The organism is Sphingobacterium sp. UBA2480 (genome assembly GCF_002341965.1).
GTDB lineage: Bacteria > Bacteroidota > Bacteroidia > Sphingobacteriales > Sphingobacteriaceae > Sphingobacterium > Sphingobacterium multivorum.
Genome location: NZ_DDPA01000003.1, coordinates 292901 through 317451, shown reverse-complemented (window position 1 = coordinate 317451; position 24551 = coordinate 292901). Strand labels below are relative to the sequence as shown.

Annotated in this window: 20 protein-coding genes; 10 read left to right on the top strand and 10 right to left on the bottom strand. The window is 39.4% G+C overall.

Annotation, left to right across the window (positions count from 1 at the left end; all coding sequences use genetic code 11):
- Positions 1 to 141 precede the first annotated feature (141 nt).
- Positions 142 to 1032 (bottom strand): DUF6694 family lipoprotein, encoded by an 891-nt coding sequence (locus B3600_RS07195; protein ID WP_286752534.1) that lies wholly within the window; start codon positions 1030 to 1032, stop codon positions 142 to 144.
- Between the two features lie 89 nt (positions 1033 to 1121).
- Positions 1122 to 1676 (bottom strand): hypothetical protein, encoded by a 555-nt coding sequence (locus B3600_RS07190; protein WP_286752533.1) that lies wholly within the window; start codon positions 1674 to 1676, stop codon positions 1122 to 1124.
- A 303-nt stretch (positions 1677 to 1979) separates the two neighbouring features.
- On the opposite strand from B3600_RS07190, the gene B3600_RS07185 reads away from it, so the two are divergent.
- From B3600_RS07185 to B3600_RS07160, 6 genes are all read left to right on the top strand, one after another.
- On the top strand, positions 1980 to 2567 hold the full coding sequence (locus B3600_RS07185; RefSeq protein WP_046672100.1) for an RNA polymerase sigma factor: 588 nt from the start codon (positions 1980 to 1982) through the stop codon (positions 2565 to 2567).
- Positions 2568 to 2623: 56 nt separating this feature from the next.
- The gene (locus tag B3600_RS07180) at positions 2624 to 3727 is read left to right on the top strand and encodes a FecR family protein (RefSeq protein WP_286752532.1); all 1104 of its coding nucleotides are present in this window, start codon (positions 2624 to 2626) and stop codon (positions 3725 to 3727) included.
- A 180-nt stretch (positions 3728 to 3907) separates the two neighbouring features.
- Complete coding sequence (locus B3600_RS07175) at positions 3908 to 7390, top strand: TonB-dependent receptor (protein WP_286752531.1); 3483 nt, start codon at positions 3908 to 3910, stop codon at positions 7388 to 7390.
- A gap of 24 nt (positions 7391 to 7414) precedes the next feature.
- Positions 7415 to 9082 (top strand): RagB/SusD family nutrient uptake outer membrane protein, encoded by a 1668-nt coding sequence (locus B3600_RS07170; RefSeq protein ID WP_286752530.1) that lies wholly within the window; start codon positions 7415 to 7417, stop codon positions 9080 to 9082.
- An 11-nt stretch (positions 9083 to 9093) separates the two neighbouring features.
- Positions 9094 to 10440, top strand: a complete 1347-nt coding sequence (locus tag B3600_RS07165; protein ID WP_286752529.1) for an alpha-L-fucosidase — start codon at positions 9094 to 9096, stop codon at positions 10438 to 10440.
- 353 nt (positions 10441 to 10793) lie between these two features.
- A complete protein-coding gene (locus tag B3600_RS07160; protein ID WP_286752528.1) occupies positions 10794 to 12557 on the top strand; it encodes a hypothetical protein in 1764 nt (587 codons plus the stop codon).
- Positions 12558 to 12624: 67 nt separating this feature from the next.
- Here B3600_RS07160 and B3600_RS07155 read toward each other — a convergent pair whose 3' ends face one another.
- From B3600_RS07155 to B3600_RS07140, 4 genes are all read right to left on the bottom strand, one after another.
- Positions 12625 to 15039 (bottom strand): TonB-dependent receptor, encoded by a 2415-nt coding sequence (locus tag B3600_RS07155; protein WP_286752527.1) that lies wholly within the window; start codon positions 15037 to 15039, stop codon positions 12625 to 12627.
- A 133-nt stretch (positions 15040 to 15172) separates the two neighbouring features.
- Positions 15173 to 16288: a hypothetical protein gene (locus tag B3600_RS07150; protein ID WP_286752526.1), complete on the bottom strand. Its 1116-nt coding sequence runs from the start codon at positions 16286 to 16288 to the stop codon at positions 15173 to 15175.
- 94 nt (positions 16289 to 16382) lie between these two features.
- Positions 16383 to 16985 carry a hypothetical protein gene (locus B3600_RS07145; protein WP_286752525.1) on the bottom strand — a complete coding sequence of 201 codons (603 nt, stop codon included), beginning with the start codon at positions 16983 to 16985 and terminating at the stop codon, positions 16383 to 16385.
- 132 nt (positions 16986 to 17117) lie between these two features.
- The gene (locus B3600_RS07140) at positions 17118 to 17651 is read right to left on the bottom strand and encodes a sigma-70 family RNA polymerase sigma factor (protein WP_286752524.1); all 534 of its coding nucleotides are present in this window, start codon (positions 17649 to 17651) and stop codon (positions 17118 to 17120) included.
- Positions 17652 to 17806: 155 nt separating this feature from the next.
- Here B3600_RS07140 and B3600_RS25565 point away from each other — a divergent pair, with 155 nt between their 5' ends.
- Positions 17807 to 17998, top strand: a complete 192-nt coding sequence (locus B3600_RS25565; protein WP_376749790.1) for a GtrA family protein — start codon at positions 17807 to 17809, stop codon at positions 17996 to 17998.
- A gap of 97 nt (positions 17999 to 18095) precedes the next feature.
- Here B3600_RS25565 and B3600_RS07135 read toward each other — a convergent pair whose 3' ends face one another.
- On the bottom strand, positions 18096 to 19031 hold the full coding sequence (locus B3600_RS07135) for a hypothetical protein (RefSeq protein WP_286752523.1): 936 nt from the start codon (positions 19029 to 19031) through the stop codon (positions 18096 to 18098).
- 251 nt (positions 19032 to 19282) lie between these two features.
- On the opposite strand from B3600_RS07135, the gene B3600_RS07130 reads away from it, so the two are divergent.
- The 3 genes from B3600_RS07130 (at position 19283) to B3600_RS07120 (ending at position 21728) form a co-directional block, all read left to right on the top strand.
- The gene (locus B3600_RS07130) at positions 19283 to 19879 is read left to right on the top strand and encodes a porin family protein (RefSeq protein ID WP_182329863.1); all 597 of its coding nucleotides are present in this window, start codon (positions 19283 to 19285) and stop codon (positions 19877 to 19879) included.
- Positions 19880 to 20084: 205 nt separating this feature from the next.
- Positions 20085 to 20990, top strand: a complete 906-nt coding sequence (locus tag B3600_RS07125; RefSeq protein ID WP_286752522.1) for a sensor histidine kinase — start codon at positions 20085 to 20087, stop codon at positions 20988 to 20990.
- Between the two features lie 9 nt (positions 20991 to 20999).
- Positions 21000 to 21728, top strand: a complete 729-nt coding sequence (locus tag B3600_RS07120) for a LytR/AlgR family response regulator transcription factor (protein ID WP_286752521.1) — start codon at positions 21000 to 21002, stop codon at positions 21726 to 21728.
- Here the strand turns inward: B3600_RS07120 and B3600_RS07115 are convergent, their stop codons facing one another.
- From B3600_RS07115 to B3600_RS07105, 3 genes are all read right to left on the bottom strand, one after another.
- Entirely contained in the window at positions 21729 to 22637 is a 909-nt protein-coding gene (locus B3600_RS07115; protein WP_286752520.1) for a DUF6268 family outer membrane beta-barrel protein, read from the bottom strand.
- 138 nt (positions 22638 to 22775) lie between these two features.
- Positions 22776 to 23537: an SDR family NAD(P)-dependent oxidoreductase gene (locus tag B3600_RS07110; RefSeq protein ID WP_286752519.1), complete on the bottom strand. Its 762-nt coding sequence runs from the start codon at positions 23535 to 23537 to the stop codon at positions 22776 to 22778.
- Between the two features lie 36 nt (positions 23538 to 23573).
- Complete coding sequence (locus tag B3600_RS07105; RefSeq protein ID WP_286752518.1) at positions 23574 to 24422, bottom strand: TraB/GumN family protein; 849 nt, start codon at positions 24420 to 24422, stop codon at positions 23574 to 23576.
- Positions 24423 to 24551: the final 129 nt, after the last annotated feature.

Genomic DNA, 24551 nt, shown 5'->3' with positions numbered 1-24551 from the left:
ACTATCGGCTCCCTATTTATTTCGTCTAATCTAAAATTCGTCAGGTTGTCAACGTTGACCGAATAACCTATAAATTAAAGGTGCTATCGGATCCTTTTAAATAATTTTCACAGCACAGAATAGGCGAATGGATGATAAAAACTAGGTCAATTGCAGATCGTCAAGGCTAATATTCTCCTTCTTTAATGCGGTGATTTCATCTTCCAATTTCTTTAAATTTTCATTGATCAGCGTTACACTACTTTTTGGAAGAACCGTCTCCCGATCATTGGATTTGATGGATTGTGTTGTCACAATCAATTCCAAATCGTAGTCTGCCAGGTTGATTCCTTTGACGGGATAGTTAGCGAAGTTCCAAAGTTTAGGATACTCTTTTTTTTGCTGATTAAAAACGATCGTGTTGACCCGGGATTCACCTGGCTGGAGTACACTGTCAGATTCGCCAAAAACAGATTGCTCGTCGCTGATAATAGCTTGTGAAGACCGTTTTTTCAGTACATACGAAAAACCTTGACTTCCTGTTAGCGGCTGTTTGCCTATATACTTCATACTTACAATGATTCTTGGGACAGACTCGCCAAAAAAATCTTCGAGATCCAATTCAATAGGTTCCAATTGAAAGACGGCCAGGTCTTTTTTTACCCGTTCAAATTCAGATTTCTGCTTTTGCAAACTATCTATTTCTTGTTGAAGATGCACTATTTTCCGTTCCTGCTGCTTTTGAAGGATATCATCGGCCAGGTCCAATACAGCACCGTAAGATTTGCCATCGATCAGACCTAACGATATATGGTTTATTGATTCTTCATGATACTTTTCAGGTTCATTCATTTTGAGCCACATCGCTTCGGATAATGCCACTCGCAAGGCCTTTTCCAAGTTCGCTTTTTCTTTATCATTCAGCTTTGCTTCTACTTTTTTACGAGAACTATCAAAGGACGATTGATCCTTTCCACTTAGTTTCTCGCTACAAGAGCTTAAAGACAATGTCAAGAATAGTCCTATAAATACGATTTTTATTACTTGTTTCATTTTAAACATATGTTATTTTCGGATGAATTTTTACTACCTTATTTTCTTTCACCATCTCAGGATGGTTTCGCTTATTTATTGATGAAATTTTACTTTTTCTTGAGTAAAAGATACAATTTATCGTAATCTTCCCAATCACCGAAACCCGCGAAATTTGGTTTTTCGCTCCATGAAACCATAGCTTTACAATCAAAACAGATCTTAGCGATCCCCATGCATTGCTTATTTTTATAGAACACAAGGATATCTCGAAATTCATAAATACAAGAGGTGTCGACATGATCGGTTCTTGTTTTTAAGAAAAATAGTGAGTCGACAGTACTATAGAGAGATTGATCCAGTGAGCCTCTAACATATCCTATATTCTTCAAATGAGATAAAAGGGAAAGATCCAACTTATCATCTTCCAATATTGATAACAAAAGACGCTCTTTCTCAGATTTATTCTTTTTGTCCTCCAATTCACCTATTTTAAATAAATCAATATCCATAAAATAATACTCCAGTGAATCAAAATTAGATGATATCGGGACCGAGGACTCTTTTTCCCGCTGTTCTAGGGTACTTCCACTATTTATGCAACCTTGCAGATAAATGGCACTGAAAAGTAGAGATCCAACGGTAAAACATATTATTCTTTTCATAACTAACAATTTACAGGCTTTTGAGTGGTTTAGCTATTTCCAAAATTATCAATTTCATTTTATAATCTAATAATACACATATCGGTATAGAACTGAAATAAACGTTTTTTCTATTCAAGTTATTGGAAAGCGTTAGGAGAAAGCAATAAAAAGCTATCGCAAATATTGACTAGTAGAGAATCATATTAGTCTGTAAATGGGCATTCTTGAAAAACATCAAATATTACGCAATCGTGTGCATGCAAACAAAAGCTGAATAGATTTGCTCAACTATGCATTGTTTACTAATATTGTCCATTGATCATGTACAATAAGCAAAAAATAGAAGAAAGGGATCTACTGCAAGAGCTAAAGAATGGGAACTCTCTTGCCTTTCAGAAGCTCTATAACACTTATTTTGCCTTATTATATCTTCACGCAACCAATAAGTTGCAAGATCGCGAAGCCGCTAAGGATATCGTCCATGACTTATTTGCTTCGATTTGGCAAAACAGGTATACGTTGGCTATCCAGGGAGAAATATCTGCCTACCTCCACAGTGCCATACGCTACCGTGTAATAGATCACATCGCCAAAGAACAATCAAAAACTAAGTATTTGGCCTCATTACCTCCTATTACAACACATCATACTGGAGGTACAGACCATTCCCTAAGGGAGAAATTGCTTCAGGAACAAATAGATCGTGTGCTTAATAAGCTTTCCCCACGCGTAAGAGAGGTCTTTGAACTGAGTAGGGAGCACTATCTCAGTCACAAGGATATCGCAAAAAAGCTTAATCTATCAGAACATAGCGTTCGCAGTTATATGAAAGAAGCCCTACGTCTGCTTCGCAGTAAATTAGGAAGCCTGCTTTGGGTAAGCTTACTGTTTTTTTGTAAAATTTTCTAATCCCCCCCCTCTCCCCCCTTCTCATCCGTCATATAGAAGTAACCAACTATATTATCATGATGAACCAAGAGCATGGAAATGGCCCGTCCTTACTTAAGAAATATCTAGAAGGGAAATGTACAACACAAGAACAAGCGCTTGTTGAAGAATGGTATCTTAATCTAGGTGAAGACCAAATTCCATCTGACAAGGAGCTAATTTCGGATGTAATCGAACTACAAAAAAGATTAAAGGGAATCTCTAAAGAGCAGCCTTATAATAATAAAGGGTACATTATAGCAATTGCTGCAATTCTCCTCGCTTTTTTTACAATTGGAACAATACTATATCTACAACGGAATAATAATCAAGAAAGCAAACATGAATTGTTTGTTGATGACATTGCGCCAGGCAAAAACAAAGCGTTATTATCAATAGATGGACAACCAGCAATTGCTCTAGACGGAAAAAATAGCAGCATTATCTCAAAAGAAGGCTCATTGGGATACAATAATGGAACGACGATCATTGAAACGGAGAATGTAAAAACAATCCGGCTTTCAACACCTGCTGCCGGTCAATTTGAAGTCGTGCTGCCTGATGGTACCAAAGCATGGTTGAATGCCTTATCTTCTATCACTTATCCAGCGGCCTTTATTGGTAAAGAAAGACAAATCCAGCTGACAGGTGAAGTCTACCTGGAAGTTACCAAAAATATACACAAACCATTTGTCATACAAACAGCACAACAGCGTATTGAAGTACTGGGGACAAGTTTCAACGTCAATACCTATAATGACAATGGCCGTTCATACACGACACTTGTCAGTGGCAGTCTGCGCATTATGGACACAAAGACTAAACATCAGGCCCTCTTAAGTCCGGGGCAACAGGCAATTGTCAATGGAAAAGATGCTATTGAAATAACAACCAGCGGTATTGAAGATAGTTATGCATGGAAGGACGGTCTTTATGTACTGCATGAGGAGCCTTTGAGCCAATATGCACGCAAGATCGAACGTTGGTATAACGTTGAAGTCGAGATGGGCCCCTATGGCGATCGTAAGTTTTCAGCCATTATCCCAAGGGACGCCAAATTATCTGAAGTGTTGCAGGCTATTGAGTTGAAGTCAAACGTAAAATTCACACGAGAAGGAAGGAGGATTGTAGCTATGCGATAACCTGACAAGAAAAGCTTTTTCATCGACATTCGAGAAGAGATCCGAAACCAATTATTGTGTTAGTTCCTCAGAAACCTGGAACGAAAACCTATAACCGCCAATGTAAATCTGACTAATATGGTCTCCGCAACCAAGGACTGTATAGATGTCAACCTGCATTGTTTATTAAACTTAAAAAATATGAAAAAAGATCATCCAAGGTATTATTACCAATACCTGAAATCTTACAAGACACACCTGTCTATGAAACTAACCTTTGTTCTATTATTGGCTTCCATTATGGCGGCTATGGGAAATGTTCGCGCACAGCGCATTAACCTCAACCAGCATAAAGCACAACTGAAAAATATATTGATTGAGATCAGTAGACAGTCTGGTTACACGTTCATTTATGACGAGAACGACCTGAAAAATATTAAACCGATCACGATCAGTGCTAACAATAAATCGATCAGCTCTCTATTGGATGAACTCTTAGTCGATAAATCGTTAGATTATCAAATAAAGGGACGCTCTATCGCTATAGGGCTTAAATTGGCGCCAAAGCTTATTGCTAAAAACGTCAATGACAATATTCAAAAACGGACAATCACAGGGCGAGTGACAAACGAAAATGGGCAAGCTCTTCCTGGTATAAATGTTCTTTTAAAAGGTAGTACCATCGGCACAAGTACCAATGCCCAAGGGGAGTTTTCCCTTACTGTACCGGAATCAAACAGCATTTTGATTATTAGCTCCGTTGGATATGCAACAGCAGAAATACCCACGCAGGGGAAAAACGAAATCAATGTTGTTCTAAAGGCAGCAAACAGTAACCTCGAGGAAGTCGTTGTTGTCGGATTCGGTACCCAAAAGAAAGAGAATCTGACCGGAGCAGTCTCAACTGTAAGTGCCAAACGTCTAGCTGATCGTCCAATTGCGAATTTAGGTCAAGGACTACAAGGTTTGGTTCCAAACCTAAACATCACTTCGGCCAATGGCAAACCTGGCACTGGTTCTCAATTCAATATCCGCGGTACAGGTTCGATCAATGGCGGTACCGCAGGTCCACTGATTTTAGTAGACGGGGTACAACGTGACCCCAATTCTATTGATCCTTCGGATGTGGAAAATGTAACCGTTTTAAAAGATGCTGCTGCGGCAGCTATATATGGCGGTAGAGCGGCCTATGGCGTCATCTTGATTCAGACAAAGAATCCGAAAAGCCAAAATCCACAAATCAATTATACAGGAGAATACACCATTTCCAGGCCTACCAAAATGGCCAAATACATCAATTCGATCGATTACATTAGGATGCACCGCCAGGCAAATCGAAACGGACAAGACGGCGGAACCACGGCGACAGAGTCTTTTACAGAACAAGATTCTATTCTTGCAAATGCCTACTTTAACGATCCTGTCAACAACCTTCCGGTGTATGTAGACCCTTCCAATCCAGCCAAGTATCGTTATGTAGGAAATACAGACTGGATTAAGGAACAATATCCAGGTTGGGCGCCGATGCAAAGACACAATCTATCATTACAGGGTGGCCGTGGTGCAACTTCGGTCATCACTTCTTTAGGATATCTACAACAAAAGGGGCTTTTTAAAGAGGCTGGCCAAAAGTATCAACGTTTGAATCCATCGATGAAAGTAAACTCTGAGATTACAGATTGGCTGACCTTAACAGGAAATTTCGCCCTCACTCATATAGACGATAAAGAAACCGCCGGAGTCGTTACGGGGGGAACATCATCTGGATGGATCTCTGGAGACTTGAGACCGACTATGCCAATTCGACATCCTGATGGCAACTTTTCAGGACAGGGCAGTTTTACCAATCCTTTCGCTGTAGCGGCTAACAATGGAAAAAGAAAACGATATTCTAATGACTTATGGCTAACCGGAGGAGTGAAAATCAAACCTATCGAACATGTGTCGGTCGTCGCTGATTATACCTGGAATGCCTACAACAACTTTTTACAAAGCCATCAGATTCCTTTTAAGGAATATGGTGTGAATGGGATTCTGCTTGGCACATTTCCTTGGACAAATCCTTCATCTGTATCAGAAACAACAGATAACCATAATTACTTTGCTTTAAATGCTTTTGCTACATACGAAAACACCTTCGCGGAAAAGCATTATTTTAAAGCAATGGCGGGTATCAATCGGGAGAGCAGCCGCTACAAACGATTAGGCATTTTCGCAAATAATCTTGTTGACCCTACCAAACCCGCTATTAATCTAAATAATGATCCTAGACCAAGTGTAACCGGAGCTGAAAACGAGTGGGCACTCTTTGGAACAGTTTTCAGACTGAACTATATTTTTGATAAGAAATACCTATTGGAAATCAATGGTCGCTACGACGGATCCTCCCGTTTTTCTGCAGATAAAAGATACGTTTTCACCCCCTCTGTTTCTGCAGGTTGGCGGATTTCTGAAGAGAACTTTATGGCGGGAATTAAGGATGTTGTCAATGACTTGAAATTGAGAGGATCATACGGTGAATTGCCTAACCAAGGCTTTAACAGTAATGATCTGTACTCTGCGACTAATTTCTATCCTTACCTGCCAACAATGCCCGTAAACAATAGTGTAGGTTATATTTTTGGTAATCAAACCGGTGTAAGTGTGGGGGCTCCAGGGCTTGTAAGCACAAACTTTACCTGGGAAAAATCGGCCACGACCAATTTCGGTCTAGATTTCGCCTTACTTAAAAATCGTCTTACCGGTAGCTTTGACGTTTACGAAAGACGTACACGCGATATGCTTGTTGCAGGGGTTCCACTGCCATCCGTACTGGGAACAGCCGCACCGAGCCAAAATGCAGGTACATTGGTTACCAAGGGATGGGAACTTAGTGTTGGTTGGAATGACCGCATAGGCGACGAGCTTTCCTATGACTTGATGCTTTCGCTATCGGACAATCATGCCAAGCTCACAAAATATCCGCTGAATACTACCAAAATATTCAATAACTGGTATGAAGGTAAATTAGACGGCGAGATATGGGGTTTTGAAACACAGGGTTACTTTCAAAGTCAGGAAGAAATCGATTCGGCCCCAAAACAGACCCAAGTATGGGGTGGTACCTGGAGACCTGGCGATATCCGTTATGCAGATTTAAATAATGATGGTAAGATCGACTTCGGCAACAATACGGTCGGTAACCCTGGGGACCGAAAAATCATCGGAAATTCCACCCCTCGGTATTCGTTTGGCCTTAACATGGGGTTAAATTACAAGAACTTCGATTTCTCCGCTTTCTTACAAGGTATAGGCAAACGAGATACCTGGATCAGCAATAGTGCTTTCTGGGGATTTACGAGCGAATGGAATGTCCCTTTTGTCTATGCAACAGATTATTGGACACCAGAAAACAGAGATGCTTATTTTCCGAGGCTACGATTTGGTAATGGTGGCAACTCGCAACAGCAGACAAAATACCTTCAAAACGCTGCCTACCTTCGGGTGAAACAACTTACACTTGGTTATTCATTACCTAAAAAATGGACTGAACGGGCAAAACTTGGCCGTGCACGTGTGTATATTTCGGGACAGAATCTCCTTACGTTTACGAGCTTATTTGATGCCTTCGATCCAGAAGTTCTCAATTTTCAAGATGCTCCACAGAGTAAATCGGTGGCATTTGGACTACAACTCGGATTTTAATTGATAATATTTAGCTTTTAAATTATGAAAACATTAAAAACACTACTCATACTCGGTTCATTGGCATTTATTGCTTCTTGTAAAAAAGATAGCTACCTAGACAGGCTACCTTTGTCCTCGATCACCGAACCAACCTTCTTCAAGAACGAAAATGACCTGATGCTCTATGCGAATCAGTTTTATACTTCTCTGCCTACCCAAAATTTTATCCAAGACAATCAGTCAGACGATAAAGTCCCGAGTAGTATAAACGCTTTTTTAGCTGGCCAATATGTTGTCCCCAATACAGATGCCGGTTATAACTGGACAAATATTCGGAATGTAAATTATTTCTTACAGCGCTACAACAACGCCGAAGCTAGTCAGGCAATTAAAAATCAATACGCCGGTGAGGTCCGGTTCTTCCGCGCCCTTTTTTATTGGGGTCTCTCCAAGCGTTATGGAGATGTTGCCTGGTACAGTAAGGATCTTACGGAAAAAAGTGAAGAGCTCTATGCGCCGAGAACGTCGCGGAATATCGTGATGGATTCGGTCCTAGCCGACCTAAATTTCGCTCTTGATAATATTCCTGCCGACAACGTTTCTGCGGGTCGCTTGCATAAGTATGCCGCTGCTGCGCTCAAAGCCCGGATATGCTTATGGGAAGGAACCCGAAGGAAATATTTCAGCGTCGAAGGGAGCGAAAAATATCTTCGCGAAGCGGTCAGTGCTGCCGAACTTATTATGGGATCAAATAAATATTCTCTATACTCCACCGGGAACCCGACAACGGATTATTATAATCTATTTATCCAGCAAGAACTCAATGGCAATACCGAGTCTATCCTTGGAAGGCGCTACCTCCAAAGCATCCTAATGAATGGTATCAGCAGGACTTTGGGCGAGACAGGAACCGGTTATAGTAAGGATTTCGTCCAAAATTATCTTTGCTCAGATGGACTACCCACCGCGCTTAGCACAAAATATAAAGGGGACAATACGCCTGAGGATGAATTTGCCGATCGCGACCCACGGGCCAAACAAACAATTGCAACCAAGGGTTTCGTATTACTACAAAACAGCGACGGATCGAAAGACATTATCGATTTACCGAGAATTGGAACTAACACTGCCAATACAGGATATCAGTTGATTAAAGGAAGAAGCTCAGACCCTGCTATGTGGCAAGCCAATCAATCGACTCTGGACTTCTTTATCTTCCGATATGCTGAGATATTGTTGATTTATGCCGAAGCTAAAGCAGAACTAGGGGATATCAAACAAACAGATATCGACAAAAGCATCAATCTGCTGCGAAAACGTGTTGGTATGCCTGATATGATTATTGCTTCGTTAAAAAGAGATCCCAATTCGGTATTTCCAGAGGTTCCGGTTTTGATTGACGAAATTAGACGGGAACGCAGAGTCGAACTGGCTGACGAAGGTTTCAGATTTGACGATCTGTTACGCTGGAAAGCAGGAAAAAGAATCGAACGTCCTGAAACTATATTAGGGATGAAACTTACTCCAGCTTTGAGAGCCAAATATCCAGCGGCACAAGTCAATGGTATAACCGTCAATGGCGATTTTTATATTCGGATCTACACTGCACTAGAAAAAAGATCATGGAATGACAAAATGTATTTATTTCCAATACCGTTAGAGGAAATAAGTTTAAACCCTGCATTGGGACAGAATACAGGATGGCAATAGTACGAATAAAAATGAAGAACTATATTTTAATGATCCACTTCCTTTTGTCGGGCTTACTTTGTAACGCCCAACAAAAGGAAGTGATCCCTTCTCCGGCCCATGTAGCATGGGCTGAAGCGGAGATCGGGGTGATTTTTCACTTCGATGTTGTAAATTATGTACCTGACTATAAATGGCAACAATGGGGCTCGCACCCTCCTGCCTCAGTCTTTAACCCTAGCAAATTGGACACAGATCAATGGATCAAGGCTGCCAAAGCTGCAGGTGCAAAATATGCTGTGCTCGTCGCAAAGCATTGTTCGGGATTCAGCTTATGGCCTACCAAAGCACATGACTATAATATCAGCAAATCACCTTGGAAAGCAGGAAAAGGCGATATCGTAAAGGATTTTATCCAATCCTGTCAAAAATATGGCATCAGACCTGGCATCTATGCCAGTGCTTCCGCCAATGGATATTTGCATGTGAATAATCCAGGTAAAGTTCAATCAGGAGGCCCACTTACGCAGCAACAATACAATGATGTTGTGAAAACGCAGCTTTCCGAATTATGGTCAAATTATGGTAAGCTGTTTGAAATTTGGTTTGATGGTGGGGTACTGCCCATAAAAGATGGCGGACCAGATATTGCTCCGTTACTAAAAAAACTACAACCTGATGCTGTGGTTTTTCAAGGTCCAAGTGATGCCAAAAATTTAATACGATGGATAGGAAATGAAGAAGGAAGAGCACCGTATCCCAATTGGAGCCGTTCGGATTTTACGACATCAGCTACCGGAACAATTGTTATCGATGGTTTGAACGGCAATCCAAATGGATCACTATGGTGCCCCGGAGAAGCCGATTTCCCTATGCGCACCGGTTGGCAAGGTGGATGGTTTTGGAAAGAAAATGGACAGAAGCTCCTTTCGGTGGATCAGCTAGTGGATTCCTACTATACCAGTGTAGGCAGAAATTCCAACATGTTACTGGGCATTGTAGTCGATACGAGCGGCCTAGTTCCTACGGAGGATGTTGATCGACTAGCGGAGTTTGGCAGAGCATTGACCACTGTCATATCCCATCCCGTAGCAATCGTTAAAAACAAAGCAGCAAAAGACTTTACCCTAGACCTGAAAACGCCTAAAACTGTAAATCAGGTCATCTTTGGTGAGGTAATACAGCGTGGCGAGCGTATTCGAAAATACACCATAGCCGCCTGGATCGATAATAATTGGGTAAACGTTGCTTCTGGTGAATCAGTTGGCAACAAAAGGATACATAAGTTTGACAAGATCAAAACATCTAAAATTCGCTTTCATGTCATCGAAGCGACAGAAACGCCACAAATCAAAAGCTTTGCAGTTTATGACATTTGAGCCTCAAGAAATCATTGCCCAAGGAGCAGCGATAAAGGAGTCCTTCTTTAAGCTGCTTTAATACGTTAAATTTCAAATGAGAATTAGAAAAAAAATAACTCCATATAAAAGGGGAACCACAACGACAAGAAGAAACAAAGAATTTCATCTTCAAAAAGTAAGGGTCTGAATTATGTCAGACCCTTTTCTATACATGTAAACTCAGTTGAGCATGTAATGGGAAAATTTATGTTCATTAAAAGTTTACACAGCTAAAATCTAGTAGTAAAACAACTACAGCTTTATAAAAATTAACCGCAACAAAACTTAACTATAAGATTTTTGGTTTACTTTTGCGATAGATATATAATATTATGAAACAGAAATTTTACCTGCCACTTCTAGCATTGACATTGACCGCAATTATTAGCTGTAACAAAAACAATGATAACATTGATGATCCTAAAAATCAATCTGTTGTTATTGACAATAATGCAAGTCAACTGAATGCACGTTTAGATCATCAAAATGCTGGTTTATTGCCGTTATCTAATCTTTTAGCATCCGGTAAGCGAGCAGCCAATGGTTCGACAGTCACTGCTACTCAAAACCCAGACTTCTCGTTAGCATTGGTCGCACAAGTCGCTCCTCCGGATTATGAAGGCAATAAGCTTCGTGCAACCCATGTTGCTGTTTCGGGCAACTACGCTTATGTAAGTTACAATACCGAAGGCGATCGATATCTTGGTGGTGTCGATGTCATCGACATTTCAGATATTAACAAGCCACGTCTTATCGTAAATGCCAAATTGCCGAATATCGACATAAGCTCATTAGCGGTTGATGGCAATAGCCTACTCTTAGCTGGAGCAGCAGATGAAGGTGTATTGGCAAAAATGACCTCCCCTGCAGTTCTTATTGTTTTACCGCTTCAGAATGGCTTACCTACCGATGCTTATCGTTATACAGGTCTACCAAGTTATGTGGCAACAGATGTTACTTTTAACAACGAAAGCCAGTATGCTGTTTCAGGTAATGCTGGTGCTATTTCTAAAATCAATAAATCTTCGGGTGCTATCGAAAAATCGGTAACTATTGCGGATCTCCTATCTGTAAGAACATACCAGAATCAAGTGTATGTGCTTTCAGGAACACAGGGGATAAAAGTTGTATCCAATAATCTTGATCCGGTTAAAACAATCAATGTGGGTCAAAATCCAAGTTCAGCAAAGCGTACTATTGATTTTTACAGCAGTTATCTTTTAGCTTCTGAAGGCGCTCAGGGCTTGGGTATTTATAGTATAAATACAGGAGCTTTGGATAAACGCATTAGTATTCCAGTAAGTCCTGATGACAGCAACATGGATGCGGAAGATATTGTGACCAATGCTGTATCCACAAACGACAAACGTGTGTTTGTTGCCAACGGTGGCGCTGGTATCGCAGCTTATCAATTTGACACACAAAACAACTTTAACTATATTGGTAGTGCAAGTTTCAATGCGATTGACAATAGTTCAAGTAATTTTGTCATCAGTAGAGATAACTATGTTTTTGTCGCAACTGGAAAAGGTGGCTTAAAAATTCTTAAACTCATCGATCTGAAACCAACAACTCCGAGCTGTAATGGTACTTATCCTGCTTTCACAGGCAGTACACAAGGAGACCTGAATGTTAATAGTGAAGCGAGCTACTCGGATACAAAAACATTTGCTTCAAACGTAAATATCAACAGGAATTTTAACTGGTGTGGAACACTTAATATCAATGGAAATTCTGTTAACATCAACAGCGGTGTATTCAACATGTATGGTTCAATAGCTTTGAAGCAAAACATTAACGTCAATTCAACGATGAATTTGGTAGGTTCAGGCGTTATTGGTGGAACCTTTACCGTGAACGGGAGTGGCATATTGAGCGTAACAGGTTCACTTTCTCAGGGAACTGTCGGATCAAAATCCACTTCATTTATCAATGGTAAAGTGGTTATTGACGGTGAAGTTGTCGTATACGGTAACTTGACTATTAATGGTAGCGGAAAGGTAGAATTTGCCAACAGTAAGTCTAAATTAATTGTTTATGGAAGTCTTACAAATTGGGGAAGCGTTACTAACGGAACAATTACACAAGTCAAATAAGACATTGTATAGCTATTAAGCAGATCATAAAAAAGCCACATCNNGATGTGGCTTTTTTATGATCTAGTTAAAACCTCAGGCTGAGCTGCACAGCAAAATTACGTGGCATCTGAGCCACGATTACCCCCTGTCCTGCAAAATATTCGCTATTGGTCAAATTATTCATACGCACTGCAAATCGATATTTATCTCTTTCCAGAAAAAGAGATGTATTGACCAGCGTGTATGCCGGAAAGGTGAACCGACCTGTCGCTTCTTGATCTACAGTAATCTGCTCACCGACACGGTTAACACCAAGTCCGATTCCAAATCCATGAAGGGTTCTATTCTGAAATACATAGCTAAGCCAAGAGTTAAAGACATTTGCCGGTCCTGCAGATGCAGGTCTTCGCCCTTCAACTGAAGCATCAGCTTTCTGAAATTTACTATCGTTGTAAGTATATCCGGCCATAATATTTAATCCTCTCACCGGGTTAGTGATCAGTTCAAATTCAACACCTTTACTACGTTGTTCTCCATCCTGGATCGTGACAATAGCAGATTGTCCATCCTGGGTAACTTCAATATCCCTGCTCATATTATTCACCGTGATATCATAATAAGATGCAGTCATGTTGAAGCGATTTTTCCAAAGATTAGCCTTTAATCCCGCCTCCCATTGTCCAGCCATTTGCGGCTTTAAAATATTACTATAACCTACAATTCCTTTATTGTCAACCGGTGCAACATTACTAAAGCCATTCATGTAATTCGCATAAGCTGAAAGCTGCTCCTTTACCAACTGATAGACCATACCAAATTTGGGGGATAAAGCTGTTTGTTTATATTCTCCATCACGAACGTTCGTATTCAGATTGAGCTGTCCTCTGGAATCAAAATGGTCTAAACGCAGACTTAAAAGGGTAGTCCAGCGATCTGTCAGGTAGACAACATCGGAGATATAAGCGCCATAAACATTGTTAGATGCGTAGGTTCTGATCATATTGCCTTTTGATTTCTGAATACTTGCCGTTGCCAGTTCCCGGGAAATAAAACCATAGCCACTTGTCAGATTTTGGGCATTTACGGTATCGTACTTCACGATAGGTGAATGGTTATTACGTAAGGACTGATTGAGATAATCAATTCCAATTAGCAGTTTATTTTTAATGCTTCCCAACTGGAATGTACCATTGAGATTGTGTTGTATGCTTGTTGAAGCAGCCTCAGAATTGTTCCATTGCACGTTGCGCTCAAGCAAAGCATCACTGGTATTCCCGCGGATGAACTGATACTGATAAAGGCCTTCCGTTTTACGAAAATTTCTGGAGATAATGGTCTGGGAAGTCCAGGTATCTGATATCCGATAATTGATCTCACCTTTGATATTAATTGCCGGAGCTTTCAATGTCATATCGTTATTAGAATAGGATCTTGTCCAGTCAAAACCTAACTCTTTCGGTGTTCTGGCAAAAAATTGGCGGTTTCTGCTCAAGAAGATAATAGGCGTATTAGTACCTTCGTAATTATAGATTTGTGCTCCAAGGTTAAATGTCAAACGGTCACTGACCTGATAATTGAACGTTGGCGCGACAAAGAATGATTTTCTGAATTCGGAATCCCTAAATCCATTCTGATATTGATAAGCACTATTCAATCGAAATAGTGTTTTTCTATTGCGATCTACAGGACCATAGACATCGGCAGTCAGTCGATTGAGATTAAAACTTCCAAATGTATAGGCTACTTCGCCACCAAAATAGTCACGGGGCTTCTTTGTCGTCACATTAATCAATCCGCCAAAAGAAGTCACGGCACCACCATACAAGGTTCCTGCTGGTCCTTTGATTACTTCTATACGTTCTATATCTGCTGGATCAATCTCCCCATTTGTCGTAGCGGGGACGCCATCCACCATAGAAACCTTCGTTGGAAATCCCCGCAAACTGTAATAGAAGCTACCGTCGCCACTACCTCGACCAGGACTACCCTGCATCTTAATCATACCAGGTACATTACGCAATGCATCAGAAACGTCAGTAGTCAATTGCTCCTTCATGATCGTTTGGTTGATGCTGGTATATGCCTGCGGATTTTCCATATAAGATAGTGGCATCTTGGCAATCATTGTTGTATCCTGATCCAAGAATTTGTTTCTTTTATATCCATACACGGTTACCCCATCTAAATTGTTCATTTTTTTGATCACATAAATGACAGGAAGGTTGTCTGCATTTTCCCTAATACTGATATTTTCACGGATAATCTCCACGTCATTGACAGAGGCCTGAAGAATGTATTTTCCCGGAGGTACATCATTAAAATAGAATTCACCAGCGGCATTGGTCCTAGTCTGGTAGGCCGTATTCAGGAGTCTCAATAGTGCATCTTTTGCCGGAATGCTTTCGGATATCATAATCTTTCCTTTGACTTTGTCCTGCGTTTGCGCCGTGGCAGCAAAGGATAATATGCAACATAAGAAAATTGATAAAACTGATTTCATAACTGAAAAAATAAAAAAACATGAATAATATATATACAACAACAAATATTTACACTAAACGAAAAAACTAGTCAATAACATTCCCATTGCTGTTAGCAAACAGCATTTCAATTATTCGACAAATATTTTATCGTTATCTGATACGGGCGATATAGATACCACTTCCGCCAAGAGCCTCTATTCTAGTTTTGAAAATTTGGCCATCATCCTGTTCAAGAAAATGATAGGTACCATCTTGCGCTCCGAAATTGGAAAAATATTGTTTACCATCCACCTCACCCACTGGATAAATGGTTCCATATTTCTCTAAAAGAGGTTGATCCTTATAGGTCATTTTATGCAAATCAACCACCGCCAATTTGGTCGGGTAGTTAAACCAGGCCCCGGGATCTTCTGGAACTCTCCATCCCTTTTCAATATACTGCACCAGTACATCTTTACCTTTGATATAAATAACCGACACGATACGATGCGCATCAAGTACTTTCTGAAGATCGACAAAGAAGTCCGTATCAAAGTTCCCATCTTTCTGAACTTTCAACAATCCTCCTGTTGGCGGTGAATCTACTACAGGTGAATAATCCTGTGCTCGCGCGATATACTTAGAAGGTCTATAATACAGGCCGCCATTCAAAATATCCACAGCAAAATTATTATACCCTAGCGACATACGTGAATCACTTGTATACTGTATTTTCTTTCCCTTGTAATTGAAAACAGCAACCTGGGCATTGGTCGGAAATTTAGCAAAGCTATTGGGATTTGTTCCTATAGGCAATAGTACGGTATGATCGTCCGTTACAAAGGAATAATAGGTGTTTGTATTGACTTCTGTAGCTTTTCCCTTCGGAAGTGGTTGTACGTTCAGAGATGCTGTAACACGCATTGTAGTTGGATTGAACTGGATAATCTTTCCGTCGGCAAGAAAGAATGCGTAAGCCTCTTGCTCGGAAATAAAGGCTAACGAACCAAATGATTCACTGTTAACTAAGCTTTTGAAATGAATAGAGTCAGTCGCCGTTATCTTCATCTGTTTATCTACATGATACTTCCTCAGCATAGCAGAGATACCATCCCAAATGTAAGGATGCTCGCCATAGGAATATATCGCATTTTCGCGCCCCAAGAGCAACATATCTTTGGGATCAACTTTTTGGGGTATATCCCGATAGGCTCCCAAATAGAACATCCGCCCTTTGGGGGTATTCACACGCGTTCCGATCACAATCAATCCATTATCGTTATTCATCTTACTATTTGACGGACTGTTGCAAGCAGTCAGAAAGAGAGCTAGCAGACAGATCGTTAAAATAGCGTAATTTGTGATTCGAAATCTGTAAATTTTATACATTGTTTTTAGCTTTTCCCGCATATATTTTCACATCACCGCGGATGAAACGCGAACAATTATCTTCTGGTGAAAGATTGCTTTCTTGTACAATAGAATGTTTGCCATCGATGGTTTCCAGATAATAGGTCTCGCCTGGTGCCAAGGTGTATTTCTCGCCGTTGCTACATTCAATTGATTTAACTTTAGATGAACGGTTGAAGACCTGAAGGTATCCCGAAAATTGTAATCTGCAGTGGTCGTCCAAAATCTCAACATCACCCTGGGCAGAAGTAATGACAATGGCATCGGAGTAGCGCTGATCGCGTGAAGTCAATTGTTGGCAGATTAAACCTATTAGTAATAGTAATCCAAGAGCCGCTGTCAACGGAAGGTAGTCACTTTTTTTCCGTGTCCCCACAAGCTTGACTACATTTGTTCCTATTATATTTTCATGAACACGATCCCATACAGATGCTTTCATGGCATACAATTCATTCGTTGGGATAATACTAGTTTCAACTGAATGATCATCGAGCCATTCTTCAACGGCTTTGCGTTCGGCTTCGCTGGCCGTATGCTCATTATATCGTTTTAAAATATCTGGGTTAATTTCCAAAATACAGCTCTTGTGTAATACGTATTGTTGTTATATCAATTTTTCAAAGGAAACGTCAATTATCTAATTATAGCCCCTTTATTAGTATAGTTGGCCAAAGTACCTAATACCCTTAGTCTGTTTTGATTTTTTTTATATTTTTCGATCGATACTATTTTTGATCGCTTTCAAAGCTTTGGTCAGATGTGCTTCAACAGTCTTTTCAGCGATTGACAAACGTTGCGAAATCGTACGGGTATTAAGCCCCTGTTCTCTGCTCATAACAAAAACTGTTCTGCACTTGGGAGGTAACTGATCGGTTATTGCATGGATCCTCTTCTTTAAATCCCTGAAAAAGACAGTTTTCTCAGTGACATTATCGCTCTTTTCCTGCTCAATATAAAGCTGCTTAAGATGTATGTTCCGACGATTACTGGTTTTGAGGTAATCTAAAGCTGCGAGTTTAGCAGCACGATTCAAATAATGTTGTATAGGGATGGATAGTTGGATTTCAAACCTTCTTTCCCAAAGTCTGAGATAAATATTCTGTACAAGTTCTTCTGTGATCGCGTGGTCTCTTACTTGTTTAAAAATAATATTGAATAACTGCTCGGAAGTATTCCTATAAAGGACCTCAAAATCATTAGGAGTCTTAAAATCAACAATTATGGTATTTTCGCTCTTCACAGTTATTTAGAATAAATCTAATTTAATGCAATTATAAGAAAAGATAGCGATGTAATCCTAATTTTTTCTCAATTCAAACCATTTGTCAATCATCTACCCGCTATAGGTAGGCAGATTTATATATTTGTCAAGTTCTAGGATTTACGGTTTATACGATGTTAGGTAGATATCTATTCTCCAATCTCGGTTCTTTATTGATAAATTACCTTCTGTTGAAGTTATTTGTTGCGCAATTTCTTTGTTATCCTACTCCATCACAAATTCTCTGCACTTTTATTGTTACTATTTATAGCTTTTTAATGCAAAAGAAGTTTACTTTTAGTCTCTCGTTAAAAGAACCAAACTAACGGCGAATTTCAAGGTATTCTACAAAACAGAAAACCATGCACTACACGCCTCATGAAAGTAAATGCCTACATCGCTAGTTTAGTAGAATAAATAATCTTATTGCAAAATAGTCAGTGGGATCAGCGGAACCTTTTGCTTCCAGGTACCCTTCACTTGGAATTCGTGCCCGGATGTTTTATTCTTGATGGTGAAGATATAATTGCAAGTTCTTTCGAGGTATTTAAATTCACCTCTCACGGTCATCTGGGCATTGGCTTTGAGCAGCAATTCTTGTTTATCTCCAGATTTAATATAATTTTCAAAAGTTTTGCCTTTGCTGTAAGGAACTTTACCTTGCCAGCGAACTCCACCATTTACCATTAATTCATCCATGAAAATCGTAGAATCTGTTTTATTGAGCCAGTCAAAAGCACCGTAGCTGTCACTTATGAATTCGGAACTATATTTTACGTCCTTAAAAATGGCAGTGATATCGACTTTTCGCTCTCGATTTGAGCTATTTACCAGATTCATCGCAGTACACCCTTCGGTACTGACATAGATCTTCCGGTTTTCTTTTACTTCTTTGATTTCTTTTTTGACCAACTCATATCCATCAGCCCTAGTTTGAATAAAATTCACTTCATCCATTTTATCCGCTGACAATATGCCAATGGCAAAACTCCTGGGCTGATCACTAAAATTTTCCAATAAGGTCAATTTAAGCTCGTTATTAATTGTTTTTTCCAACTGTAGCCATCCACCGTCAACTCCAATCGAGCCCGTAAGCTCCAATTTGAGCTTTTTTCCAGTGGAATCTTTCAATATTTCTCCTGTAAGGACATCTTTGACATAGGACACATACCATAAATCCGCTTTGATCGGAATCACATTTTCCTTGATTCCGGTTTGTAAGTTGACAGCTTTAAAACCGGGATCTATTAGACCTCCTTGTGAATTAAGTCCTTCTTTAGAACAGGATGTTAGTATAAGCAGACAAAACGGCCATACCAGATAGGAAAAGGAAAAAGTTCGCTTCAATGGATTTTTCATGAAATCGATTATTTGTACAACACAATTGACCAAACAAAATGTATCTTGTAAGTTAAAAAAAAACAATAGACCTTTTCCCATCAATCCTGAAAAAAATACGCTTAAGCCAGAAATCTTGACAAACAAATAGAAATCTTGACAGACTAATCATCCCTATATTAACCTTCGTCACTACAAAAATGCCGTTCGTCAAACTCTTTTTGCCAAGGAATTGATCCTTCGTTCTTTTGAACAAATCAAAACAATATAAAATGAATAACAAAGCAATTTTATCATGCATCGTATTATTTGCCATGATGTTTAGCAAAAAACTGTTTGCTCAGGAGCAACCTTTCATTCAATTGGGTATTAAAGGGGGAAGTAGTCTCAACAAACTCAATACCGAATTAGCAGACTTAGATGACAAATATGCCATAGGGTTACACGTAGGAGGTATGGCAAGAGTTAATCTTGGAAGAGCTTATATCCAGGGTGAAGCTCTTTTCAATAAGCGTAAAGCAGCACTTAAACCGCAAGGACAAACCGAAAGCAAACTCAAATGGAATGCGATAGATATCCCCGTCGTTGCAGGCTACAAAATCTACCAAAATCAGGACATCAATTTCCGGGTATTAGCTGGTGCAATTTACAGCTATACGCTAAACGACAACTTGCCGCCTCTAAAAGCAATACAACAGGGAATGAAACATTTTGACAAATCAAACTTACAAGTTACCGGTGGTCTGGGAGTCGATATTCAGCGATTTACACTCGATGTTCGTTATGAACGCGGTTTTTCTGACCTTAATAAATCTTTTAAATCCAAACCACAGGCATTTTCCATTGGATTGGGTTACTTTATCTTCTAAAACAATGAATAAGTTTTACCTTTGGAGCTACCTAGGAATCAGGCTCCAAAGGTATTTTTTTTTTAATCGTCATATGTTCAAAAAAAACTATTTAAATAAACATCTTTTTCTCATTTCTTTTTGGTTTGTTCTTGGGTTTGCTGTATGGATTCAAATAAAAGGCGAGTTCGATTCGCTCCAGGCGTTACTGCACACCTCGCTAATCATGGCTTCTTCGATTATTGTATCGCAGTGGCTGAGTGACCGAGTTCTACCACGAGCGATCAAGGCTCAACAAATGAAACCTTTTGTACTAAAAGCAGTGCTTTTTGTAGTTATTTTAGCTATTTTAATTGGTGGCATAGATTACTACTTCATTCTCACCAAAGAAGGAATAGCTAACCATGAACGGACAGATCTAATACTCACTCATTTCTATCAAGGTATTCCATCTTCCCTACTGATCAATGGTACGGCCTGCGGGATTAGATTTTATCAGGAACATGCTGATATTCAACGCATCCACAGTCAATTGCAGCAGAATTTCCTTGAAAGTCAGGTGAAATTTTTACAAGATCAGGTCAATCCTCATTTTATGTTTAATGTCTTGAACCATATTCATATCCTCATGAAAAAGAATGTGGAAATGGCCGATTATTTGCTTCTGAAATTTTCGGACATTCTGAGGTACCAGCTCTATGAGTGCAACCAACCCCTCGTACTTTTAACACGCGAACTGCAATATTTACAGGATTTTATAGCCATAGAAAAAATGCGATGGGGCGACGAACTGGATGTAAGCTGTTCATGGAATCAATCTTCAAAGGATTTATATATTGCACCATTGATGCTCATCTGTTTTGTCGAAAACGCATTTAAACACGTAAACCGTCTTCCAAATCAAAAAGGAGGCATAGAGTTATCCTGTGTTGAGGAAGAAGGAAAACTTCAATTCAACATCAGTAATAGTTATCAGGACTATCCGCAATTAGCTTCGACTGGGCACTCGGGCATAGGGCTGGAAAATGTAAAAAAAAGACTGGAACTGCAATATGAAAACAACTATTCGTTAACAATCCATAAACTTGACAACAGTTTTACTATACAACTGACCATCGATCTTAACAGCTAACTATTGACAATGGAAGAAATTAAAATGAAATGTATCATCGTAGACGATGAACCTATGCTGCGCCAACATATTGCCGAAATGACCGAGCAGATCGATTTTTTGGATTTAGTGGAAACATTTCCTTCAGCACTAGCTGCAACTTCGAGGTTACAGCAGGGCGATATAGATCTTATTTTTTTAGATATTAATATGCCCTATCTCAATGGTATAGACTTTTTAGACTCCCTTGAAAACCCGCCTTTATGTATCTTCATCACAGCTTATTCAGAATATGCTTTGGAAGGATTCAGACTTCAAGCTGTTGATTACCTCCTCAAACCTATAATTTTCCAGCGTTTCTATCAGGCCAGCACCAAAGCTTATCAGCTTTTTCTACAGCGGAACAAACCCTTACAGGAAAGTAGTCCGAATGAGAATATGTTATTTGTAAGACAGGGGGATGCTTTTGTTAAAATCTCCTGGACAGATATTCTGTACGCGGAAAGTATGCAAAATTATACAAAACTTCACTTTAAAGAGCGTACAATTACAATCCATCAAACCATGTTAGCTTTGGAAGAGGCATTACCCGGCAACCATTTTTTTCGTATTCACAAATCCTACCTAGTCAATGTAAACCACATTGACATCATTACTGGAGGGAGAGTATATATACAGGACCAAGAATTGCCAATCTCGCGCACAAAAAGGGAGGAGCTTCTCCAAAATATTGTTTTTAAGAAGCTCCTTAGCCGATGATTAAGGCATATTCCATTTAAATGCTACGGAAGTATAGAAAGTCGGTGAAAATCGGGGATCTTCCTGCGTTTTATTCTTGAATAAACTCTTTAAGGATCGATCATTTTCTACATACAATCTGGCAAGTGTGCTTCCGCCGGTCAGCTGGAGCTTCAGGCTCTTGCCCAAATTGAACTGAGGCTGAAGCCCAGCTGTCAATAACATAAAACCGGCCAAAGTAGATTTCCCATTCTTTTCTCGCTCTGCAGTCATACCATCTAGATTAACGACAGCACGAAGATCAACCAATTCATTGAGGTGATAGGATGCGGATAGACCTTGCGGGAAATTCACATTGAACTTCACTTTTCCATTTGTTTTCCAATCAAAATACAAACCTGGCAGGATCATTGGCACGCCAAAACTATTGCTCAATACAGGTCCAAATCCAAACGCTAAATTCGGTCTAAATTTTTTAATAAAAAGCACACCTCCCTGCCCCAGTATATCCTTACCATTTACTTTAACGAGGTCTGAATAAATCCCAACGGAGGCGAAAGTCAATAGAGACCAATTTTTCCTTAATGAGGTCAGGTATTGAAGTCCCATTTCCGCATTGAGCATTTCAGTCGGGAATAAGGGTTCTTCATACCCTCTATTTTCCATCTTTGCATAAGCTGCCCCTATCTTCCAGGACCAGCGTTTTATATTGCCAGAAGAGTCTATTTTGGTGGATAGTGGAACTTCCAGGTTAAACTGTATTCTCCTAAAATCGCTCTTTGAACCTGTCTTAACACTATCTTCAGGGCGAATATAATTTGATAGTGGGACATAATCCACAGCAACCTGTCCCGATACTGCATTTTGAGCATGTGCAGTCAGCGTAGTAAAACCGCTGAGTATAACTGCACATAATACTTGTTTCCTCATGTTTTTTCAACAAAGGAAGCTTTTGGACGGCTCAAGCACCAATCTTTTTGATATAGTGCATGTATACGTTGACCAAATGCAAATTTATCGCGATGTCAAAAAATTTATAACGGCAAGAAGTGCGGATCAAAAGCAATGTTATAGATTAAAATCACACATTGCCGGCATATTAATTTCCTTTACACAGCTTGCCGCCGAAGTAGAGATAATAAATCGTAATGCTTGGATTACATCTTGCAGGGGAATAAGATTACCTTGTGTTTGTACAATAACGTTTTCTATTGTTTCATTATGATCAAATTCTGTCGCTAAATAGCCCAAATTTAATATGGAAACACCTATTTTATCTTTTCTAAGGTTTTCTCGTAAGGAATGGACAACACCACGTAATGCAAACTTTGTCGCAGAGAATGCAACTTCTTTTCCACTGTGGTTATCTAAACCCCAAGTAGAACCAATCAATATAATCTTAGCGTTGGACGATTGTCTTAAATTATCTATTACCGACTGTACATTTAAAATGCAAGACGTAATATTCGTATTGATTAAGTTTACTATTTCGGAGGCGCTGTTATCTGCAAAATTATACGCTTCCGTAAATGCGTCTTTTTCCCATATCCCAACATTATAGATAAAATAATCAATCCGTTGATTTCCTATTACCGCCTTTATCGTCTCCGAAGATTCTTTCGGTTGGGATAGATCGGTAGCAATCCATCGGATGTCTGAATTGGCACTTAAATAATTTGGTTCATTCCTGGAAATACCAAATATTAGATCATTCTCATTTGGCAAATTCAACGCTATAACTCTGCCTAATCCCCTACTTATACCAAAAATCAAATATGTCTTGCCACCTGTTTTCAATATCTCTACTGTTTCGTTGTGCTCGGATGCCATTTTTTTCTTAGTTTTAAATATCCACTAAGATAAGATTTATTTTACGGCCTCTACTTTGAATCCTTTTTCTCGGAGTAAGGTAATCAGCCCCTGATCACCGGTCAAATGCCCTGCGCCAACGGCAATAAAACAGGATTCTTCATTGATCATAGGGGGTATCAGGTTACTCCAATTCAAATTTCTCCCAATTAACAATTTTTCTTTTTGTTCTTTCGTCATCCAGGCTGGATCTTGGAGCAATTTTGTCAACTCTTCCAAATTCTCTGATTTATAAGCTTGAACCATCTTGACTGTCAATGCAGGGTATTCGTCCAACTGAAAAACAGATTCCATGAACAATTTGGGTGTAATAAGATCCTTCAGCAAATTAAATTGAAAATCAGGTGTCTCCAACTCTCCTATTACCTTTCCTTGGCTGGTCGCAAGTGCTGACAGCTCGACCTCATAAGACTTCATCTTTGTCGGATCCGGGCAATTAAATCCTTTCATCGAGAACAAGGATATAACAGCAACAGGTGATACATAATCCAACAATTTGATTGAAAGCTGCTGTGCGATCAACACGCTGTCCATCTTTTTGATATCGTCTTCAGAAAATGACTTTATAAAACTCGGATCCGAAACAGTAAATGCCTGTAGAGATTTTGCATTTTCTGGTTTGGAAAGATCAACTTCAAAAACTACCTTTTTACTAGCATTTAGTGCATCTAAATTCTTCTGTTTGATGACAAAGTCGTCTGGACACAACATATGGATCGTACCGAACAAATAAGAATCTTGTTTTAGACCATTACCGGAAATTTTCCATAACATCGAACTTTCTTGGGCAAAGCTATTAATGGTCATACAAATCAGCAGCGCCAATAGAAGTAATGTCTTTTTCATAAGATCGTATAAATTGATTTTTTATATAAAAAAATATAATTTTTGGCTTTTCACCAAAATATTATCTACTGTTTATGGTATTAAATGCTAGTCCTCAAAAATTCTCGCTGCTGTTTTTCGCTTTTAATA

Bases quoted from the DNA above. Each gene is read 5' to 3' on its own strand.
- B3600_RS25565 (WP_376749790.1), top strand. From the start codon at position 17,807: ATGTTAGGTAGATATCTATTCTCCAATCTCGGTTCTTTATTGATAAAT.
- B3600_RS07155 (WP_286752527.1), bottom strand. From the start codon at position 15,039: ATGAAATCAGTTTTATCAATTTTCTTATGTTGCATATTATCCTTTGCT.
- B3600_RS07185 (WP_046672100.1), top strand. From the start codon at position 1,980: ATGTACAATAAGCAAAAAATAGAAGAAAGGGATCTACTGCAAGAGCTA.
- B3600_RS07115 (WP_286752520.1), bottom strand. From the start codon at position 22,637: ATGAGGAAACAAGTATTATGTGCAGTTATACTCAGCGGTTTTACTACG.
- B3600_RS07150 (WP_286752526.1), bottom strand. From the start codon at position 16,288: ATGAATAACGATAATGGATTGATTGTGATCGGAACGCGTGTGAATACC.
- B3600_RS07175 (WP_286752531.1), top strand. From the start codon at position 3,908: ATGAAAAAAGATCATCCAAGGTATTATTACCAATACCTGAAATCTTAC.
- B3600_RS07190 (WP_286752533.1), bottom strand. From the start codon at position 1,676: ATGAAAAGAATAATATGTTTTACCGTTGGATCTCTACTTTTCAGTGCC.
- B3600_RS07125 (WP_286752522.1), top strand. From the start codon at position 20,085: ATGGCTTCTTCGATTATTGTATCGCAGTGGCTGAGTGACCGAGTTCTA.
- B3600_RS07165 (WP_286752529.1), top strand. From the start codon at position 9,094: ATGAAGAACTATATTTTAATGATCCACTTCCTTTTGTCGGGCTTACTT.
- B3600_RS07120 (WP_286752521.1), top strand. From the start codon at position 21,000: ATGGAAGAAATTAAAATGAAATGTATCATCGTAGACGATGAACCTATG.
- B3600_RS07170 (WP_286752530.1), top strand. From the start codon at position 7,415: ATGAAAACATTAAAAACACTACTCATACTCGGTTCATTGGCATTTATT.
- B3600_RS07130 (WP_182329863.1), top strand. From the start codon at position 19,283: ATGAATAACAAAGCAATTTTATCATGCATCGTATTATTTGCCATGATG.
- B3600_RS07195 (WP_286752534.1), bottom strand. From the start codon at position 1,032: ATGAAACAAGTAATAAAAATCGTATTTATAGGACTATTCTTGACATTG.
- B3600_RS07160 (WP_286752528.1), top strand. From the start codon at position 10,794: ATGAAACAGAAATTTTACCTGCCACTTCTAGCATTGACATTGACCGCA.
- B3600_RS07105 (WP_286752518.1), bottom strand. From the start codon at position 24,422: ATGAAAAAGACATTACTTCTATTGGCGCTGCTGATTTGTATGACCATT.
- B3600_RS07135 (WP_286752523.1), bottom strand. From the start codon at position 19,031: ATGAAAAATCCATTGAAGCGAACTTTTTCCTTTTCCTATCTGGTATGG.
- B3600_RS07110 (WP_286752519.1), bottom strand. From the start codon at position 23,537: ATGGCATCCGAGCACAACGAAACAGTAGAGATATTGAAAACAGGTGGC.
- B3600_RS07180 (WP_286752532.1), top strand. From the start codon at position 2,624: ATGATGAACCAAGAGCATGGAAATGGCCCGTCCTTACTTAAGAAATAT.